15 protein-coding genes and 2 tRNA genes are annotated in these 16983 nt (G+C 50.3%); 11 read left to right on the top strand and 6 right to left on the bottom strand.

All coding sequences use genetic code 11. The features are described from left to right. Positions 1–7 precede the first annotated feature (7 nt). Positions 8–92, bottom strand: a tRNA-Tyr gene (locus BZJ21_RS00690). Positions 93–114: 22 nt separating this feature from the next. Next, a tRNA-Tyr gene (locus BZJ21_RS00685) sits at positions 115–199 on the bottom strand. A gap of 285 nt (positions 200–484) precedes the next feature. Between BZJ21_RS00685 and BZJ21_RS00680 the strand changes: the two genes are divergently transcribed. Then, positions 485–1606 carry an efflux RND transporter periplasmic adaptor subunit gene (locus BZJ21_RS00680; RefSeq protein ID WP_077668877.1) on the top strand — a complete coding sequence of 374 codons (1122 nt, stop codon included), beginning with the start codon at positions 485–487 and terminating at the stop codon, positions 1604–1606. Continuing rightward, positions 1606–4755: a multidrug efflux RND transporter permease subunit gene (locus BZJ21_RS00675; protein WP_077668876.1), complete on the top strand. Its 3150-nt coding sequence runs from the start codon at positions 1606–1608 to the stop codon at positions 4753–4755. The genes BZJ21_RS00680 and BZJ21_RS00675 overlap by 1 nt, the downstream gene beginning before the upstream one ends. 81 nt (positions 4756–4836) lie before the next feature. On the opposite strand, the gene queC is transcribed toward BZJ21_RS00675, so the two are convergent. Beyond that, a complete protein-coding gene (gene queC, locus BZJ21_RS00670) occupies positions 4837–5532 on the bottom strand; it encodes a 7-cyano-7-deazaguanine synthase QueC (RefSeq protein WP_077668875.1) in 696 nt (231 codons plus the stop codon). Positions 5533–5934: 402 nt separating this feature from the next. Between queC and BZJ21_RS00665 the strand changes: the two genes are divergently transcribed. The 3 genes from BZJ21_RS00665 (at position 5935) to BZJ21_RS00655 (ending at position 6861) form a co-directional block, all read left to right on the top strand. Continuing rightward, positions 5935–6225 carry an RES domain-containing protein gene (locus BZJ21_RS00665; protein WP_077668874.1) on the top strand — a complete coding sequence of 97 codons (291 nt, stop codon included), beginning with the start codon at positions 5935–5937 and terminating at the stop codon, positions 6223–6225. A gap of 91 nt (positions 6226–6316) precedes the next feature. Beyond that, positions 6317–6574: a type II toxin-antitoxin system Phd/YefM family antitoxin gene (locus BZJ21_RS00660; protein WP_077668880.1), complete on the top strand. Its 258-nt coding sequence runs from the start codon at positions 6317–6319 to the stop codon at positions 6572–6574. Beyond that, the gene (locus BZJ21_RS00655; RefSeq protein ID WP_077668873.1) at positions 6562–6861 is read left to right on the top strand and encodes a type II toxin-antitoxin system RelE/ParE family toxin; all 300 of its coding nucleotides are present in this window, start codon (positions 6562–6564) and stop codon (positions 6859–6861) included. Before BZJ21_RS00660 ends, BZJ21_RS00655 begins: the two co-directional genes overlap by 13 nt. Positions 6862–6945: 84 nt before the next feature. Here the strand turns inward: BZJ21_RS00655 and BZJ21_RS00650 are convergent, their stop codons facing one another. Beyond that, entirely contained in the window at positions 6946–7377 is a 432-nt protein-coding gene (locus BZJ21_RS00650; protein ID WP_021024564.1) for an acyl-CoA thioesterase, read from the bottom strand. A gap of 245 nt (positions 7378–7622) precedes the next feature. Here BZJ21_RS00650 and dbpA point away from each other — a divergent pair, with 245 nt between their 5' ends. Together dbpA and BZJ21_RS00640 are read left to right on the top strand one after the other, a co-directional pair. After that, positions 7623–9005 carry an ATP-dependent RNA helicase DbpA gene (dbpA, locus tag BZJ21_RS00645; RefSeq protein ID WP_028569799.1) on the top strand — a complete coding sequence of 461 codons (1383 nt, stop codon included), beginning with the start codon at positions 7623–7625 and terminating at the stop codon, positions 9003–9005. Positions 9006–9131: 126 nt separating this feature from the next. Beyond that, positions 9132–9626 carry a DUF1003 domain-containing protein gene (locus tag BZJ21_RS00640; protein WP_021024566.1) on the top strand — a complete coding sequence of 165 codons (495 nt, stop codon included), beginning with the start codon at positions 9132–9134 and terminating at the stop codon, positions 9624–9626. Between the two features lie 646 nt (positions 9627–10272). On the opposite strand, the gene BZJ21_RS00635 is transcribed toward BZJ21_RS00640, so the two are convergent. Further along, a complete protein-coding gene (locus tag BZJ21_RS00635; RefSeq protein WP_077668872.1) occupies positions 10273–11334 on the bottom strand; it encodes a PLP-dependent cysteine synthase family protein in 1062 nt (353 codons plus the stop codon). 133 nt (positions 11335–11467) lie between these two features. On the opposite strand from BZJ21_RS00635, the gene BZJ21_RS00630 reads away from it, so the two are divergent. Genes BZJ21_RS00630 through BZJ21_RS00620 form a run of 3 tightly spaced genes read left to right on the top strand, consistent with a single transcriptional unit; the run spans position 11468 to position 15490 of the window. After that, a complete protein-coding gene (locus BZJ21_RS00630) occupies positions 11468–11935 on the top strand; it encodes an Lrp/AsnC family transcriptional regulator (RefSeq protein WP_021023823.1) in 468 nt (155 codons plus the stop codon). Positions 11936–11976: 41 nt separating this feature from the next. Beyond that, on the top strand, positions 11977–13737 hold the full coding sequence (locus BZJ21_RS00625) for an ABC transporter transmembrane domain-containing protein (RefSeq protein WP_077668871.1): 1761 nt from the start codon (positions 11977–11979) through the stop codon (positions 13735–13737). Next, on the top strand, positions 13730–15490 hold the full coding sequence (locus BZJ21_RS00620; RefSeq protein ID WP_077668870.1) for an ABC transporter transmembrane domain-containing protein: 1761 nt from the start codon (positions 13730–13732) through the stop codon (positions 15488–15490). The genes BZJ21_RS00625 and BZJ21_RS00620 overlap by 8 nt, the downstream gene beginning before the upstream one ends. A 70-nt stretch (positions 15491–15560) precedes the next feature. Here the strand turns inward: BZJ21_RS00620 and tesB are convergent, their stop codons facing one another. After that, positions 15561–16424 (bottom strand): acyl-CoA thioesterase II, encoded by an 864-nt coding sequence (gene tesB / locus BZJ21_RS00615; protein WP_077660955.1) that lies wholly within the window; start codon positions 16422–16424, stop codon positions 15561–15563. 99 nt (positions 16425–16523) lie between these two features. Here tesB and BZJ21_RS00610 point away from each other — a divergent pair, with 99 nt between their 5' ends. Then, positions 16524–16943, top strand: a complete 420-nt coding sequence (locus tag BZJ21_RS00610; RefSeq protein WP_021023827.1) for a YbaY family lipoprotein — start codon at positions 16524–16526, stop codon at positions 16941–16943. Positions 16944–16983 lie beyond the last annotated feature (40 nt).

Here is a 16983-nt window from a genome sequence, read left to right as displayed (position 1 = left end):
TATAAAATGGTGGTGGAGGAAGGATTCGAACCTTCGAAGGCTGAGCCGTCAGATTTACAGTCTGATCCCTTTGACCGCTCGGGAACTCCACCACGGAGTCTTGCTTTGTAAAATTGGTGGTGGAGGAAGGATTCGAACCTTCGAAGGCTGAGCCGTCAGATTTACAGTCTGATCCCTTTGACCGCTCGGGAACTCCACCACGCGATTGAGGCGAATCTTACCAAACCGATTGGAGCTGTAAAGGGTTTTCTTAATCTCAGAATGCGGTTGGTGTTTTTTTCAACGCCTTGCGTCCAAAATCAGCGATAAGCGTTGTTTTTATCGCTTTTTGAAACCTGCCAGAGTTTTCACAGTCTGAATGCTATGTAGCTAAATCTCGAATTTGGATGTAATAACGATAAAAAACAACGTCTTTACAATTCTTTAAGGACAAAAAAAAGTAGATCAGTACACTGGTGCTATTCAAATAATAAGGTGTCATGCAATGAAAAAATGGATGCTATTGGGCGTCGCTGTGTTGGCGGGGATCGCGTACTGGCAGTTTGGTGACTCGGCGCCATCGACCGACGAGACATCTGCGCCACCACCAGGCGCTCGCTCTGTGGATGTGATGACCGCGCCGGTAGAAACCCAGTCTGTTTCACCGTCTCTGTCGTTAGTGGGAAACGTCAAAGCTCATCAACAGATCAGTATTGAATCGGAAGTGTCGGCACGGATTGAAACCGTCCATGTGCAGCCGGGGGAAACGGTTGAAAAGGGCGCACCTTTGGTGACATTTAACCGTGCTAAAGCCCAAGCGGCTGTGTTGGAAGCGTCGGCCTATCTGAATGATGAAATGCGTAAACTTAAAGAATACAACAAGCTGGCGCAGCGCGGAGCATTGACGCAAACCGAGTTGGAAGCACAACAAGCCAGCGTCAACATTGCCAAAGCCCGTTTGCAGTCGGCGCAATCTGATTTAGATGATCATCGCCTAACCGCGCCATTTTCCGGGCGTATCGGTTTGTTTGATCTTAGCGTCGGTCAGCGTGTGGACATCGGTGAAACCTTGTTCAGTCTCGATAATCTGTCGCGTATGAATCTGGATATTCAAGTCCCAGAGCAGTATTTCAGCCGCTTATATCCTGATATGCCGGTGGTAGTGACCTCCCAAGCTTGGCCGGACAAAACGTTCAATGGTGAGATTCGGGTCGTGGACTCTCGTATCAATCAAGACGCGTTATCTGTTGGTGTCCGGGTCGCGTTGGATAACCCTGAAAGCCAACTGCAACCTGGTATGCTGATGGAAGCAAAATTGGCCTTACCACAACAGCAAGCGGTGATTGTCCCGGTGCAAGCGCTGCAGTATTCCGGCACCCGTCGCTATGTGTTTCGTGTTGATGATGAAGGTATCGCCCATCGTACCGAAATTACCCTCGGTGCACGCATTGATAACCAAGTGGTAGTGAGTAAAGGACTTGAACCGGGGCAAAACATCGTCATACAAGGCTTGGTGAACATGCGCGATGGCGCACAAGTATCAGTGTTAAATGCAGAAGCGCCTAAACATCAAGCTGATGATCAAAGCCGTGTCGATGAGACCGCATCTGAGACGGAGGCCAGCTAATGTGGTTATCTGATGTGTCGGTGAAGCGGCCGGTGATGGCGGTGGTTTTGAGTTTACTGCTATGTGTGTTTGGTGCTGTGTCTTTTTCGACGCTCTCTGTGCGTGAGATGCCGGATATTGATAGCCCTGTGGTGAGTATTTACACCGGATATTCGGGCGCGTCGGCAAGCATTATGGAAAGCCAAGTCACACAGTTGATTGAAGATGAGCTGTCCGGGATCAGCGGTATTGATGAAATTACGTCAGTCAGTCGTAATGGCTCATCGCGTATCACGGTGGAATTTAATCTCGATCATCCACTGACTGAAGGCGTGAGTGATGTGCGCGATGCGGTGGCGCGTGCGCAAGGTGGACTGCCCGATGATGCCAATGATCCGATTGTGTATAAAGATAACGGCACCGGTGAGGCCGCGATATACATTAATCTCGCCTCATCGGAAATGGATCGCAACCAGCTCACCGAATACGCCCAGCGCACCCTGGAAGATAGGTTCAGTTTGATCTCCGGCGTAAGCTCGGTCGATTTATACGGTGCGCTGTATAAAGTGATGTATGTGAAACTGGATCCGACGCAGATGGCAGGACATGGCGTCACGACCCAAGATATTCTCGATGCATTGCGGGAGGAAAACCTAGAAAGCCCGGGCGGGGAAATCCGCAATGACGTGATGACCATGCCGGTGCGTAGCGATCGTTTGTATCGTGATGCGGAAGATTTTAAACAGCTGGTGATACGAACCACAGCCGATGGCACCGCGATTTATTTGTCGGACGTGGCGGACGTGGCGATTGGTTCACGCAATGAAGATGCGACCTATAAAAACAATGGTATCAACAACCTGAGTTTGGCCTTGATCCCACAATCCGATGCCAATCCGCTTGATATCTCTGATCGTGCCCATAAGCTCGTGGATGATATGCAGGCGTTTCTCCCTGAAGGCACGCGTCTGTGGGTCGATTATGACACCACCATATTTATCGAGCGATCGATAGAGGAAGTGTACAGCACGCTCTTTATTACTGGTGCGTTGGTGGTGCTGGTATTGTATATCTTTATCGGCCAAGCGCGTGCGACACTGATTCCCGCGGTGACCGTGCCTGTGTCATTGATTTCGGCCTTTATCGTTGCCTCAGCATTGGGGTTCTCGATTAATCTTCTTACCTTAATGGCGCTGATCTTAGCGATTGGGTTAGTGGTGGATGATGCCATCGTGGTGGTCGAAAATATCTTCCATCATTTACAGCAAGGCGATAAACCCTTGGTGGCCGCGTACCGCGGGGCGCGAGAAGTTGGCTTTGCGGTGATTGCGACCACGGCGGTGCTGGTGATGGTGTTCTTACCCATTACCTATATGGACGGCATGATAGGCAAGCTATTCACAGAATTTGCGGTGATGCTGGCCGTGACCGTGTTGTGTTCATCCTTGATTGCTCTGACGCTGACGCCCGTGCTGGGCAGTAAGTTACTGCGCTTAAATGTGTCATCCAGTCCGGTCAACCGCATTGTGACACGTGGGTTTGAGCGGCTTGAAAGCTATTATCGGCGCGCTTTAGTGCAGGTGCTGCGCTGGCGTTGGATGGCCCCAGTAGTAATCCTACTTTGCCTTGGTGGCAGTGGGGCGTTAATGCAATCTTTACCGTCTCAGTTGGTGCCGCAAGAAGACCGTGGTGTACTGTTAGCCTTTGTGAAAGGCGCTGAAGGGACGGCTTATAACCGCATGGTGGGCAACATTGAGCAAATTGAACAGCGCTTAATGCCACTGGTGGAAGCGGGCACCTTGAGTTCGGTGAGCTTGCAGACGCCCGCGTTTGGTGGTCGTGCCGGCGATCAAACCGGCTTTGTGATCATGCTTTTACCGGATTGGGATGAGCGCGACCGTTCAGCACAAGCCATTCTCGGGGAAGTGCGTCAGGTACTGAATGGCGTGCCAGATGTGCAAGTCTTCCCATTTGCCCCTGGTTTTGGCGGTCGAAGCTCTGAGCCGGTGCAATTTGTACTCAGCGGCCCAGACTACCCTGAGTTGCATCGCTGGGCTGAGACCTTGGGTGAAATGAGTCGTGATGCGGGCATGATTGATAGCCCAGACTATGACTACAGCCAAAATACGCCTGAGCTAGTCGTCAAAGTAGACCGCCGTCGTGCGTCTGAACTTGGCATTTCGGTACGGGACGTCTCCGACACCTTGGAAGTCATGTTAGGTGGTCGCGCGCAGACCAGCTATGTGGATCGCGGTGAAGAATATGATGTGTATGTCCGTGGCGATGAAAATGCGTTTAGCAGCAAGAGCGATCTGAGTCGTATCTATATGCGCAGTCGTAGTGGTCAATTGGTCTCGCTGGATGCGGTAACCACGGTGGAAGAAACCGCCTCTGCGCAGCGTCTAAGCCATACCAACAAGCAAAAATCGATCACCTTATCGGCGCACTTAGGTGAGGATGTGACGCTCGGCCAAGCACTCGATTATCTCGACTCCGCGGCGGCCGAGACGCTGCCAGCTGATATCTCGGTGGGCTACTCGGGCGAGTCGAAAGATTTTCGGGACAACCAAACCAGTGTGCTGGTGGTGTTTGGTTTAGCCCTCTTGGTATCGTACTTGGTGTTAGCGGCGCAATTTGAAAGCTTTATCAACCCCTTGGTAGTGATGTTGACGGTGCCCATGGGGATGCTAGGTGGCTTTTTAGGTTTGTGGCTGACCAACCAAGGGATCAATATCTATAGCCAAATTGGTTTGATCATGCTGATTGGGATGGTGACGAAAAACGGTATCTTAATCGTGGAGTTTGCCAACCAATTGCGTGATCGTGGTATTGCATTTGAAAAAGCGATTATCGATGCGTCAGTCCGTCGCTTGCGACCGATTTTGATGACGGCGTTTACCACCTTGGCAGGGATGATCCCGCTGATCCTGTCAACCGGGGCGGGGGCAGAGAGTCGTATCGCGGTTGGGACGGTGATCTTCACCGGCATGGCCTTTGCGACCTTTGTCACCTTGCTGGTGATCCCAGCGATGTATCGCTTGCTCTCGGTACATACCCATTCGCCTGAGTATGTGGCGCAGCAATTAGATAAAGCGTTGGCAGTGGAAACCGTGCATCGGACCAGTCATGGTGAGTTTGATACCCATCCGCATGATGAGCCGCGTAAATAGCCGCTGTTGTATGCTCGATACAAAAACCGCCTCGCGATGAGGCGGTTTTTTATTTCTTGTTGCTACCAAGGATGCTCGTTGTTACGCGTTTTCGGCTTGTTTGCATTGCAGTGCGGCTTGTACGTCCGTTTGATTGGCGAGGTAGTCATCTAAGCCACGCTGACGCAAGTGGCAGGCTGGACATTCACCACAGCCAGTGCCTTTAATCCCGTTATAACAGGTTAGGGTGTGGTCGCGCACAAAATCGAGGGCGTGATACTGGTCGGCCAGTGCCCAGGTCTCGGCTTTATTCAGCCACATCAGCGGCGTCACTAATGCGAGTTGTCTATCCATGCCTTGCTCAAGGGCTTGCTGCATTGATTGAATAAAATCGTTGCGACAATCTGGGTAGCCAGAAAAGTCGGTTTCGCAGACACCGGTGATCACTGCCTCAGCGCCAATTTGATAGGCGTAGATGCCGGCCAAAGTCAAAAACAAGATATTCCGTCCCGGCACAAAAGAATTGGGCAGGCCGTTTTCGTTAAGCGCGTTAGAAACGGGAATGTTGTCGCGTGTGAGCGAGCTAATCGCTAATTCGTTGAGCAAGCCAACATCTAATACCTTGTGCGCACTGACTTTGCGGTTTGCAGCAATCTCACGGGCAACGTCAATTTCTTGCTTGTGACGCTGGTTATAGTCGAAAGTGAGGCAATGCACTTCGTCGTACTCTGCCTGCGCTTGAATCAAACAGGTGGTTGAGTCCTGTCCTCCGCTAAATACCACAACGGCTTTTTTCATCGGTTTGTCCTCTGGCGGTGCTGCTCACCCAGTGTTACACAGAGCACGGATGGTACCCCTGTGTGGTATCGACAGCAAGCCAGATGCGATGATGCAATCCGCTAGTCAGCACGCAATTTGTACCCTCTTTGTTTGCTAAGCTACGTCTTGATAATTGATTTATAAAGGACATTCACAAGTCATGGACGGACTTGAACCGAAAACTATCCCCTGCCTGTGCCGCACGCCTATCTCGGGTATTTTTGTCAGAGTATGTCACCCTGATCACATCGACGCTGCCTTGGTGCGCGAAAGTAAAGACAGACCGAGCGGTCGGTATAATCGTCAGGGTGAAAGCGCGCTGTATTTGACTGAGAGTGCAGAGAGTGCGCGCGTGGCCATGCAAAAGTCACGACGCCACGCGTGCTCGTGCGGTATCAGGTCGAACCTTGTGAGCTGGTGGATTTACGTCACCCTGAACTTCAGCAATACAAAGCCTTATCCAGCGTTGACTGGCAAGCTGCCTTAGCAAATGGCGAATCACCATCCAGTTGGCGGGTTGCCGATAAGCTCAGAAGCGGTAATGAAATTGGCTTAATTGACCCATCGCGAAAAGATCCCATCACTTGGCATGTTACCTTGTTTCGCTGGAACGCCCCAGGCGCGCCGTCTGTGACTAGAGTGGGCGAGCCTGAAGAGATTTGTTTGAAATGACGGTCGCTGATAAGGCGAATCAAAAAAAACTTTTTCAGTGATACTTAAGTGCTACAATACTGATACTTTAATGCCACTGTTCGGGCGAGCGATGAAAGTAGAACTTGTGACCACACTGAAGCGTCAGGCAACCAAAATTTTGTCTGAATTGAAGGCGAATAAAGAGCCTGTTTTGATCACCGAACATGGTAAGCCTTCAGCGTACTTATTAAGTGTGGATGATTACGAATTAATGCAGCGCCGTCTTGCTATCTTAGAAGGGATCGCGCGTGGCGAGCGCGCAATTACCGAAGAGAAGCTCTTGAGTCACCATGATGCCAAAGAACAAATGTCCAAATGGCTCAAATAGTTTGGACTGAGCCTGCGTTGGCGGATCTGAATGACGTTGCTGAATATATTTCACTGGACAACATGGTTGCAGCGAAAGCGCTAGTGCAAGCGGCCTTTACCGCAGTGGAGCGGTTAGTGCTTTTTCCTGATTCTGGTCGGGTGCCACCTGAACTACCGCACTTGAATTACCGAGAGGTGGTGGTGAACCCTTGTCGTATTTTCTATAAGCAAGAAGAAGACACGGTGTTTATCTTATTCGTCATGCGTTCAGAACAGGATCTACGTAAGTTCTTACTATTGCGTTAAATTTGTCATTACACTTAAAAATTCTCTATTGATTACTGACTGCGCGTCACGTCAGGCAACGCGCAGTGCTCGTCTCTATGCTTACTATTTCGCCACAAAGGCTTTTAACCCTTCGAGCGTTTCAGCTGGGATAGGACAGCTTTTACCGGTTTTAAAATCGCAATAGACAATCAAAGCCTCGCCTTCGGCCACACAGCGTTCTTGATTGTGACTGTAGATTTCATACTTCATCGCATAGCGCTTTTCTTGAATATCTTCCACCCAAGCCACGGTGGTGATGGTATCTGGATACACCAAAGGGGCGCGATAATCGCAGCGGGTCGAGCCGACCACCGGGCCAACATGCAGTCGTTTAGCTAGCTCGAACACTTCCAGTTTTTCAAGCATCACCACGCGCACATCTTCAAAATAGCGAAAGTACACGGTGTTATTGATGTGTTGCAGGGCGTCCATGTCGTTCCAAACAATCGCCTGCGTATGAGAGAGTGGGTAGTTTTCTACTGGGATATTTGCCACAAGACAATCCTCCTTTATTGTGTACTTTGATTGCACACCAAGCACAATGACAAGACAAGCTGGGCAAGTGTAAATACGGAGCTTGGTCTAACAATTGCGTAACAGAATGAATAAAGTGGCAAAGTAGGGAGCAAAGCGTGTGGCTATAATCGACTAATGTGGCAGCAGCCAGATTCTGGTATGATACGCCCCCTTTTTGGCCGTGCTTGGGCGCGGCTTTGTTTACTTTTGCTGTGGATACGACTTTGACTGATACCGCTTTTTCCTCGCTCGCGTTACCTGCTGATTTACTCGATAACTTAGCGACGCTGGGTTACACCGAAATGACACCGATTCAGGCGCAGAGCTTGCCGTCTGTGCTCGATGGTAAAGACATTATTGCTCAAGCAAAGACAGGTTCAGGGAAAACAGCGGCGTTTAGCCTTGGCGTGTTAGCCAAACTGAACGTGAAGCGCTTTCGCGTGCAATCCTTGGTGCTGTGTCCAACCCGTGAGTTGGCCGAGCAAGTCGCTGAGGAGATGCGCAAGTTGGCGCGTGGCCGCCATAATGTCAAAGTACTGACGCTGTGTGGCGGGGTATCGATTGGCCCGCAAATTGGCTCACTGGAGCATGGTGCACACATTATTGTCGGCACTCCAGGGCGTGTCGACGATCATTTACGCAAGGGTACATTGCGCCTCGATGATGTTGAAACCTTGGTGTTGGATGAAGCCGATCAGATGCTGGATATGGGCTTCCAAGATACCTTGGATGCTATCATTGCGCGTGTTCCCGCTCATCGCCAAACCTTATTATTCAGCGCCACCTTCCCGCGCTCGATCAATGCTATTGCCCAGCGAGTGCTGAGCCACCCTGTCTCCGTTAAAGTGGATGAGGTGCAAACGCAAAGTACAATCTCGCAACACGTCTATAAAGTTGATGACAACAGGCAGCGTTACCAAGCGTTAAAACTACTGTTATTGCACTTTCAGCCGCAAAGTTGTGTGGTGTTCTGTACGACCAAAGTCCAAACACAACAAGTGTGCGATAACTTAGAAGATGATGGTTTTAGCGCTGTTGCCTTGCATGGCGATATTGAACAGCGTGGCCGTGAGCGCACTTTGGTAAAATTTGCCAACAAAAGTGCGTCCGTGCTGGTGGCCACTGATGTCGCCGCGCGAGGCTTAGACATTGATGACATGGATATGGTGATCAACTATCAACTCGCCCACGATCCGCAAACTCACGTGCACCGCGTCGGCCGTACCGGTCGCGCTGGCAAAAAAGGGGTGGCGTGTTCGCTGTATAACGATGCTGAGCACTATAAGCTGGCGATGATTGGCGATCAGTATGACCGCGATTTTCTCCCCGAAGCCCTGCCGTCGCAGCACTTGCTTGACACTGCGCCTTACCAGCCTGAGATGGCAACCTTGATGATTGACTCGGGTAAAAAGCAAAAAGTACGCGCGGGCGATATTTTAGGCGCACTAACCGGTCAAGATGGTATTGACGGTAAACAGGTGGGTAAAATCAATGTGCTCGATAATGTGGCGTTTATTGCAGTGTCACAATCTTGCGTTAAAGCCGCGTTGCGTAAGTTGAATGATGGAAAAGTGAAAGGCCGCACCATTCGCGCCCGCCGGGTTTAGTTTTTACCGTAAGCTATAGATTAGCTTGCTAAGCTGCTAAATTAACCTACTCTATTTCAATCGCTTAATTGAAGAGGTACGCACGACACCGTTTTTCGTGTCGCGCGTATTTACACGGAGTGGAAAATGAAAAAGTATTTTGAGAATTTAGCAAAAGCCTTGCTCGGCCAGCCGTTTGGTAGCCTGAGTTCAGGTGAGAAAAAAGTCATTGAAAGCATTGCCAATAATACGTCTGTCTCTGAAAACGTTAACAAGTCCTTTCACGAAAGTCTGACACCCGGGCAAATGGTGGCGGATAAAATTGCCTCATTTGGTGGTTCTTGGTCGTTTATCGGACTTTTCTTCGCTTTCATTATTGGCTGGATTGTCGTGAATACGGTTTGGTTGGTGGGGGACACTTCTTTTGATCCTTATCCATTTATTTTGCTTAACCTAGGATTGTCCAGTCTGGCGGCTTTCCAAGCGCCTATCATCATGATGTCGCAAAACCGCCAAGCGGCAAAAGATAGGATGGAGCAAAAAGCCACCTACGAAATCAACCTAAAACTCGAGCTCGAGCTAATGCGCCTGCACGACAAGTTTGATGCCCTGCAGGCGCGAATAGATAGAGATACGGACTAGCGTGTTGACACTTTGTTGTGAGTTTTATTAATCGTTTGGCTCAAATGTCGAAGGCGCCACGCAACGGGCGCGCCGGCTACACCGAGTGACAAGATTAATATCGCCCCGGCGCTTGCCCGATCTACACGAAATTTATGTTTCGGTGGTGCCATTGGCGACGATGCCACAAGGCGTTAATATTTAACGTCGATGATTCCATTGGCGTAGGTGACACAAGCCCCAGCACGATGATGGGTATGTGCACATTGTCAACGGGTGCCAGTTGCACTGCGCCTGTTACGATTGGTGCCAATTTTGACCCCGATGTCGGATGGCGCGCGGCCCATATCGTGATAATGATTGGCATTGTGCTGGCGCTTATACCGACCTACGCCTGGTTTCTATATCGGTGGTGCCATCGGCGACGATTGCTCGTTCCCACGCTCCTGCGTGGGAATGCATACAATGACAAAATTTATACATTGATGGTGCCATTGGCGACGATTACACAAGCCCCGGCTCGAGGATGGATATGTGCACATTGCCAACGGGCGCGCCGGCTACACCGAGTGACAAGATTAACATCGTCCCGGCGCTTATGCCGACCTACACCTGATTTGTATACTAATGCGCCTGTTTATCAAACGTCTGTATAGACGATGGCGCGTTACCCCAACAAGATCTGCAAATCATGGGTCGCTTGGTCGAGATCACCAATGTGCTCATGTACCCAATCAGGGTTGTAATAGGTGTCTAGGTAGCGCTCGCCGCTGTCACATAGTAAGGTGACGATAGAGCCTTTCTCGCCGTTGGCGCGCATTTCATTCGCCAGCATCAAGACGCCGTACAGGTTAGTACCCGTGGACGCACCGGCTTTGCGGCCAAGCTGGCTTTCTAGCCAGTGAATGGTGGCGATACTGTGAGTGTCCGGCACTGTGGTCATTCTATCAATCACGCCGGGAATAAAGCTGGGCTCGACACGTGGCCGTCCAATCCCTTCAATCCGACTGCTCTCATCCGTCGTTAAGTTTTTATCGCCGGTGAGGAAGTAATCGTGAAATACCGAGTGCTCAGCATCGGCCACCATCAGTTGAGTGGGTTGGCAGCGATAGCGAATGTAGCGGCCAATGGTCGCCGAGGTACCGCCGGTGCCTGGGCTCATCACAATCCAGCGAGGGATCGGAAAGCGCTCGTACTGCATTTGCTCAAAAATACGGTTGGCAATGTTGTTATTGCTACGCCAGTCCGTTGCTCGCTCGGCATAGGTAAACTGATCCATGTAATGGCCATTGAGCTCTTTAGCAAGGCGGCGAGACTCGGCATAGATTTGGTCTGACCGCTCGACAAAGTGCGCTTCACCGCCATAAAAACGAATTTGCTCAATCTTCTTACACGCAGTGTTTTTGGGCACCACAGCAATAAACCGTAAGCCAAGTAGGCGAGCAAAATACGCTTCGGAAATGGCAGTACTGCCTGATGAGCTTTCAATGATGGTGGTGTGTTCATCAATCCAACCATTACATAAGCCGTACAAAAACAAAGAGCGCGCCAAGCGATGCTTTAGGCTACCGGTTGGATGGGTACTTTCGTCTTTCAGATAGATATCGATATCCGCGAAGCTAGGGAGGTCGAGCTTGATTAAATGGGTATCTGCAGAGCGTTTAAAGTCCGCTTCAATCAGGCGAATCGCGTTACCGACCCAAGTATGGCAAAGAGGTGGGGTTGTCATCATGCGTCTCCGAATACGTGATTAGTACCAGTTTACGCAAAGCGCAGGATAAAAACCTTGCTATTTTTGCTCTATAATGACGCCAAAAGAGAAAATAAAACTCATATAAAACGATTAAAGAGAATATATTTTTATGGTTGTCACATTAGATGAGATAGATCGCACTTTACTCGCGGCGCTGCAGGAAGATGCCAACTGGTCTGTGTCCGCGCTGGCCGAACGGGTGAATTTAACCACGACTCCCTGTTGGAAGCGGCTGAAACGGCTGGAATCACAAGGCGTGATCCGTGGTCGGGTGGCATTGCTTGACCCCGAAACCGTTGGCCTCGCGTTTACCGCCTTCGTCCACATCAAAACTAATGATCACAGTGAGCAGTGGTACAAAACCTTTACGGAGGTGGTGACTGAGTTTCCTGAGGTGATGGAATTCTATCGCATGGCAGGTGAGTATGATTACATGATGAAGGTGCAGGTGGCTGATATGACTCGATTTGATCATTTTTATAAAAAGCTGGTCAATTCTGTGCCAAGTCTGAATAATGTGACATCAACGTTCGCAATGGAAGCACTTAAATACACCACCGCCCTACCGATCGGATAGGTCAGATAAATAATAAAAGGCGGGGAGAATAAGGAGCCCTCATGAAGGTGTTTTGGCAGTTAGGCTGGTTTTTTAAACGTGAATGGCGTCGCTATGTCGGCGCCATGATTATTTTGGTATTTGTCTCTGTCTTCGAGCTGATCCCACCGATGGCCGTGGGCCATGTGGTCGACGGCGTGGTTGCGGGGGATATTTCTACGCAAACACTGTTATGGCTATTAGCGGGCATGCTGGCTATCTGGGGGGTGGTGTATCTGCTGCGCATTGTTTGGCGAGTGTGGCTTTTCGGTGCGGCGGCGGAGCTTGGCTCTGTGCTGCGTAATCGGCTTTATGATCACTTTACTCGCCAATCTCCGCATTTTTTCCGTCGCTATCCGAGTGGCGATATCATGGCGCGCTCCACTAATGATGTGAAAGCGGTGGTGATGACCGCCGGAGAGGGAGTCCTGACCGCGGGTGATTCCATTATCACAGGTGCGGCGGTATTGATTGTGATGGTCAGCCAAATCAGTTGGCAACTGACGATTTTAGCGCTGTTGCCGATGCCGGTGATGGCCTTTTTAGTCAATCGGTTTGGGCGCCGTTTACATCATACCTTCACCGAGTCACAAGCGGCGTTTTCTGAGCTGTCAGAGGTGAGTCAGTCCTCACTGTCTGCGGTTAGAATGGTACGTGCCTTTGGTCTAGAGCAGCACCAAATGAATCAGTTCGACCAGGTTGCGGATCGTACCGGGGAGAAAAACCTCGCCGTAGCGCGGGTCGATGCGCTGTTTTCGCCGGTGATTCAAGGCACCATTGGCGCGTCGTTTTTCTTTACCGTTTCCGGTGGTGGCTATTTGGTGGCGACGGGTGCGATGTCGCTGGGGGATCTTACCGCGTTTACCTTGTACCAAGGTTTGATGATTTGGCCGATGCTCGCGATCGCCTGGCTGTTCAATATTATCGAACGGGGCCGAGCGGCGTGGACCCGTATTGATGCGCTGATGCAAGAGCAGCCAGACATTGTTGGTGGTGACACACCGCTGCCTGACACCATGCAGCCGTTGACGCTGGCCATTGAGCAGTTTAAGTGGCAACCGGATGACAGTTTTGCCCTCAAAGATATCCATGTGATCCTCCCGCCTGGGGCAATGCTGGGGATTGCGGGCCCGGTTGGCAGTGGCAAATCCACCTTGTTACAACTTCTATTGCATCTGACTAAGTTGGAAAAAGGCGATATTCGTTATGGTGATGTATCGATTGCGAACGCTGATTTGTCGTCGTGGCGACAACGTTTTGCGGTGGTGACGCAAACACCGTTTTTGTTCTCGCGCTCGATTGCGGAAAACATCGCCCTCGGTCGCCCCGACGCAACTCAAACGGAGATTGAACACGCGGCCCATTTGGCTTGTATTGACGAGGATATTCGTCAGTTGCCGCAGGGCTATCAAACGGCTGTTGGAGAAAAGGGGATTACTCTGTCCGGTGGTCAAAAGCAGCGCATTTCGATTGCTCGCGCATTATTGGTGGGTGCCGAGTGCTTGATTTTGGATGATGCCTTGTCGGCGGTTGATGGTGACACCGAACATCGGATTTTGCAGAATCTACAACAGCATCAACAAACGCGTACCACGATCGTGATTGCTCACCGCTTATCGGCCTTGGAAAGCGCCGACGAAATCGTGGTGCTTAGTCATGGCCAAATACGCGAGCGCGGTCAGCATCGTCAATTGATTCAACAGCCAGGATGGTATCAAGAAATGCATCAATATCAGCAGCTGGAAGCGGCACTGGATGCCGATGAGGAGCCGCGCAATGACTAAGCGAGAGATTTTATATCGGCTATTAAGCTATATGCGTCGCGATCGTCGCCAGTTTGTGATTGCCGCCATTTTCTTATTGGTAGCCGCGGTGGCGGAAGTGACCGGCCCTTATTTGGTGCAAATCTTTCTTGATAGCTATGTTGCCAAAGACCATTATCCGGCGATGATCATGTGGGCGCTTGCGGTGGGGTACATTGTATCCACTATTGTTTCGGCCGGCTTCCAGTATCAGTACGAGTTACGCTTTAACACCATGGCGGTGGCGATTATTCAGCGGATTCGAAAAACCGTGTTTGCCAACGTTATCAAACAGCCGTTATCCGCGTTTGACTATGTGCCGATGGGGCGGATTGTCTCGCGCTTAACCAATGATACCGAATCCTTGAAAGAGCTGTATGTGTCGGTGCTTTCGACTTTTTTACGCAACATCGCCTTGATTAGCGTGATGCTGGTGGCGATGCTGATGCTCAGTATTGAACTGACGTTAGTCGTGCTGGTGTTATTGCCCTGTGTCATCTTGGTAATGGTACGGTATCAAAAACGCTCAGCGCCCGCCTATCGCCGAGCGCGAGACCGACTTGCTGATATCAACGGGGTGATGAACGAGTCGGTACAGGGCATGAATCTTATCCAATTGATGCAGCAAGAGCAGGCGTTTTCTTCCCGCTTTCAAACGATGACCGCGGATCACTTGGATGCCATGGTCACGATTCAGCGTCTCAATGGTATTTATTTGCGTCCCTTGATTGATTTGCTCTCCGGAGCCGCCTTGCTGTCCTTAGTGGCAATTTTCGGCGTCAGTGGAATGGAAGTGATTGGCGTCGGGGTGCTCTATGCTTTTTTGAGTTACCTGGGTCGAATCACTGAGCCGCTGATTGAGATGATGCAACAATTATCACTGCTTCAGCAGGCGATTTCAGCGGGGGAGCGATTGTTTGAAATGATGGATACGCCGCCTGAGCAATATGGTCATGACAGTACACCGATTCCTGACGGTGCCATTGTACTGCGTGATATATCCTTCTCTTATGATGGCGAAACGCCAGTATTGTCAGAGGTGAATGTCAATGTACCTGCTGGCGGATTTCTGGCACTGGTGGGTCATACGGGGAGCGGTAAATCAACCTTAGCGTCATTACTCATGGGGTTTTATCGCCCAGGAGAAGGCACGTTAACGCTGGGTGGTTTGCCGATTGAAACCTTAAGCCATCAAAGTTTGCGCGAGGGCGTGGCGATGGTGCAACAAGATCCGCACATGTTAACTGGCAGCTTAAAAGAAAATATCGCGCTGGGCCAGTCACTGGACGATGCTGTGATTTGGCATGCATTAGAGCAAGTAGCATTGGCAGAGTACGTGAAAGGCTTACCTGCTGGTTTAAAGACTCAATTGGGCGAGGGGGGAATGACGTTCTCAGCTGGGCAACGTCAGCTATTGGCTCTAGCGCGGGTGTTAGTCCGTCAGCCTAAAATCTTGATCCTTGATGAAGCCACCGCCAATATCGATTCCGGTACCGAAGAGCTTGTTCAGCAAGCATTAAATAGGTTACGTCAGCAGATGACAGTGGTAGTGATTGCGCACCGTTTATCGACTATTGCTGAGGCCGATAACATCTTGGTCTTGCATCGCGGCCGCGTGATTGAGCAAGGGCGCCATCAAAGCTTGCTACGCCAGCAAGGGCGTTACTGGCAGATGTACCAGCTTCAGCAAGCCAGCGCTCACTTGGCGGCGCTTGAGGAAGAAGCGCAGGCTTAGTCGTGTCATAGGTAAGAGAATTAAAAAGGGGCTCAGGCCCCTTGTTTGCCGCGAATAGCGTCGCTGAGCGCTAGGGGAGCTTACGCATTAATCCTTCTTGAGTAGCAGAAGCCACTAGGTCACCTTGTTGGTTAAAAAGCTCTCCGCGAACAAATCCACGTGCACCACTGGCGGAGGGGCTTTCAATCGCAAACAGCAACCACTCATCCATTCTAAATGGGCGGTGGAACCACATGGAGTGATCAATGGTGGCCACTTTCATGCCTGGGGTCAGTAATGTTACCCCGTGAGGTTGTAGCGCAGTGACCAAAAAACCCCAATCCGCCGCGTAGCCCAGCAAGTATTGGTGGACATGGTAGTCATCGCCGACTTCACCGTTAGCACGGATCCAGAGATATTGCTTCGCTGGGGCCGTCTCTGGCTTCAGTGGATTGATCACAGTCGCAGGGCGAACTTCTATTGGTTTATCACTGCCAAACGCTTTGACAACATTGGCGGGCAGTTTGTGGGCAATATCTGCGACCAGTGATTGCTCCGAGCGCAAAGTTTCCGGAGCGGGTACGTCTGTCGGCATTGAGTTTTGATGCTCGAAACTTTCCTCTTCCTCTTGATACGATGCGGTAAGATAGAAAATCGGTTTGCCGTACTGTACGGCTTTTATTCGTCGAGTACTGAAACTTTTTCCATCTCTGAGTATCTCAACATCATAGATGATCGGTTGTTCCGGGTCGCCTGGACGCAGGAAGTAGCTGTGAAATGAGTGCAAAAAGCGATCGGCTTCGATGGATGTTTTCGCGGCAGAGAGCGCTTGACCAATCACTTGCCCGCCATACACTTGTGGCAGTCCAAGATTCTCACTTTGGCCGCGATATAGGCCGGTGTCTAATCGCTCAAGCTGCAGCAGTTGTAAGAGTTCTGTCAGTGGTTGGCTCATAAGTCCTTGATTCATGCTATGCTTCCATTGTTATTGTTCAAGCTATCATAACCTTAGCGTTTTTGCCGCATTCAAACGCGTTTCGGTGAGGATTCTTTAATGAAGAAACTAACGTTTCTGTTGTTCGCCTTATTTACTGCTCTAGTGTTTACCGCTTGCTCTGGTAATAGCCAACCCAATGATTTAGCGAATATTTCTGGTACTTTGGTCTATCGTGAGCGCCTTGCTTTACCCGAGACTGCCAGTGTCACTGTGCGTTTGGTAGAAATAAAAAAAATGGACTCGCCGGGTAAAGTGATTAGCCGACAGTCTTTTGTGACTGAAGGTCAGCAAGTGCCCCTCCACTTCGCGCTAAATTACGATCCAAGCCAAATTTCTGCTTCTCATGATTATGTGATCACCGCGCAAATTGATGTCAGTGAACGCCCGTTATTTATCACCAATACGGTTAATAAAGTGATCACGGATACGAATCATACCTATGATCCAACCATTACGCTGGTACGATCCGACAACTAGTCGCTACACTGGGAATCATGACCACAGCACAAGGAGTGTG

The organism is Salinivibrio costicola subsp. alcaliphilus (assembly GCF_001996185.1).
GTDB classification, from domain to species: domain Bacteria; phylum Pseudomonadota; class Gammaproteobacteria; order Enterobacterales; family Vibrionaceae; genus Salinivibrio; species Salinivibrio costicola.
The sequence above is the reverse complement of the archived record's forward strand: the minus strand, read 5'-3'. Positions and strand labels throughout refer to the sequence as shown.

What these genes read in the sequence shown, in the direction of transcription:
- BZJ21_RS00640 (WP_021024566.1), top strand. Translation starts at nt 9,132, where the DNA reads ATGAAAAAGTATTTTGAGAATTTAGCAAAAGCCTTGCTCGGCCAGCCG.
- BZJ21_RS00620 (WP_077668870.1), top strand. Translation starts at nt 13,730, where the DNA reads ATGACTAAGCGAGAGATTTTATATCGGCTATTAAGCTATATGCGTCGC.
- BZJ21_RS00635 (WP_077668872.1), bottom strand. Translation starts at nt 11,334, where the DNA reads ATGACAACCCCACCTCTTTGCCATACTTGGGTCGGTAACGCGATTCGC.
- tesB (WP_077660955.1), bottom strand. Translation starts at nt 16,424, where the DNA reads ATGAGCCAACCACTGACAGAACTCTTACAACTGCTGCAGCTTGAGCGA.
- BZJ21_RS00630 (WP_021023823.1), top strand. Translation starts at nt 11,468, where the DNA reads ATGGTTGTCACATTAGATGAGATAGATCGCACTTTACTCGCGGCGCTG.
- BZJ21_RS00625 (WP_077668871.1), top strand. Translation starts at nt 11,977, where the DNA reads ATGAAGGTGTTTTGGCAGTTAGGCTGGTTTTTTAAACGTGAATGGCGT.
- BZJ21_RS00610 (WP_021023827.1), top strand. Translation starts at nt 16,524, where the DNA reads ATGAAGAAACTAACGTTTCTGTTGTTCGCCTTATTTACTGCTCTAGTG.
- BZJ21_RS00660 (WP_077668880.1), top strand. Translation starts at nt 6,317, where the DNA reads ATGAAAGTAGAACTTGTGACCACACTGAAGCGTCAGGCAACCAAAATT.
- BZJ21_RS00680 (WP_077668877.1), top strand. Translation starts at nt 485, where the DNA reads ATGAAAAAATGGATGCTATTGGGCGTCGCTGTGTTGGCGGGGATCGCG.
- BZJ21_RS00675 (WP_077668876.1), top strand. Translation starts at nt 1,606, where the DNA reads ATGTGGTTATCTGATGTGTCGGTGAAGCGGCCGGTGATGGCGGTGGTT.
- queC (WP_077668875.1), bottom strand. Translation starts at nt 5,532, where the DNA reads ATGAAAAAAGCCGTTGTGGTATTTAGCGGAGGACAGGACTCAACCACC.
- BZJ21_RS00655 (WP_077668873.1), top strand. Translation starts at nt 6,562, where the DNA reads ATGGCTCAAATAGTTTGGACTGAGCCTGCGTTGGCGGATCTGAATGAC.